This is a genomic window from Paraburkholderia sp. RL17-373-BIF-A, assembly GCF_046030175.1.
Lineage (GTDB): Bacteria > Pseudomonadota > Gammaproteobacteria > Burkholderiales > Burkholderiaceae > Paraburkholderia.
In genome coordinates, this window is sequence record NZ_JARESO010000241.1 from 1 (window position 1) to 1,628 (window position 1,628).

2 protein-coding genes are annotated in these 1,628 nt (G+C 59.5%); both read left to right on the forward strand.

Annotated features, from left to right (window positions below; genetic code table 11):
• Positions 1-646 (forward strand): recombinase family protein (locus tag P0D80_RS50005; protein ID WP_408296121.1); only part of this gene is annotated, 646 nt, incomplete at its 5' end.
• 11 nt (positions 647-657) lie between these two features.
• The coding region (locus P0D80_RS50010; protein ID WP_408296124.1) for a UPF0149 family protein at positions 658-1,628 on the forward strand (971 nt) is incomplete at its 3' end.

Here is a 1,628-nt window from a genome sequence, read left to right on the forward strand (position 1 = left end):
GTGTTTCGTGAAGAAGCTTCAATTGGGACAGAAAGCGGCACTGTATTGCCGGGTATCGACGGTCGATCAGACCTGCGCCCGACAGGAAGCTGATCTGCGGGCGTTCGCGAAACGCCGCGGTTACGTTATTGCTGGTGTGTGGAAAGAAACAGCGTCTGGCACGAAGGACGATCGCGTTCATCGGAAGGCTGTGCTGGCTCTGGCCCAGTCAGGCCAAGTCGATCTGATCCTCGTGACCGAACTCACGCGCTGGGGCCGTTCGACGCTCGATCTGTTCCATACGTTGAACGACCTGCAGTCGTGGGGCGTGTCGCTGATCGCCCAGACCGGACTGCAATTCGATCTCGGCACACCGCAAGGCAAACTGATTGCCATGATGATGGCCGCGCTGGCCGAATTTGAACGGGATCTGCTGCGCGAGCGCGTACGCTCAGGCATTGCCGCCGCGCAGGCTCGTGGGATTGCATTTGGCCGGCAGCCCGGGCAGCGTGTCAAGGCCGACAAGCTCGCGCCGAAGGTGCTGGCACTTGTTGCGACGGGACAGTCGTATCGCGAGATTGGACGGCGGCTTTCCATTAGCAAGAATACGGTGCTTGCCATTGTAAAAAGAGCGCGCGCCGACGAACAAGTGTTGGAGAACGGATGAAACACGACGCATTGCTCGCATTGCCGCTCACTGACGATGAAATCGAGCAGCTCGAAGATTTCCTGATCAGCGATTCGGTTCCCGAAGAGGCGATGGATGTCTCGATGATGGACGGTTTCATGACCGCGCTTGCGTCGGGCCCGAACCTCGTCATGCCAAGTTTGATGTTGCGCTGGATCTGGGATGCCGAGCATGGTAAAGATGGACCCGCGTTCGCGAGCAACAAAGAAGCCGGGAGCATCGTCGGCCTGATCATTCGGCACTGGAATGATGTCGATGCCACGCTGCGCGAGACACCCTACGCGTACGAACCTCTGATCCTTGAGCGTGATCGGGATGACGGCAGGATGCTGTCGATCATCGACGAGTGGTGCATGGGTTATTACAAGGGCATTACGCTGGATCAGGCAACGTGGTCGCCCTTGATGGCGCAGCACCCTGAATGGTTCACGGCGATCCTGTTGTACGGCACCGAGGCAGGCTGGGATGAACTCAAGCGACGCAAGGACAGTCTCGACCAGCATCAGGCCTTCGCGGACTCCCTGGCAGGCTCGGTACGTCACATCCATCGCTACTGGATGCAACAGCGCGAGCAGCAAACCGAGCGTGGCGGGGGACCAACTGTCATCAGTCGGCCCGAGCCACTACGACGTACACCGAAGATCGGACGCAACGACCCGTGTCCATGCGGCTCGGGTAAAAAATACAAGCGTTGCCACGGCGCAGCGGAGGTCGTCAGCGACTTCTCACCATCAGGTGAGCGCTTCGATTGGCCGCCCGCCGAACCGCTCTCCAGCGACATGGACGAGGGTCCGGTTCACTCGCCGCTGAGCCAGCGCCTGACACGTGATGGAACGGCCGTCGAGATCGAAATCTACGACGATGGCGAAGGCGGCTGGCTGCTCGAAATTGTCGACGAGTTCGGCAATTCAACTGTATGGGACGATGCGTTTCCTACCGACAGTGCTGCGCTCGCAGAGGC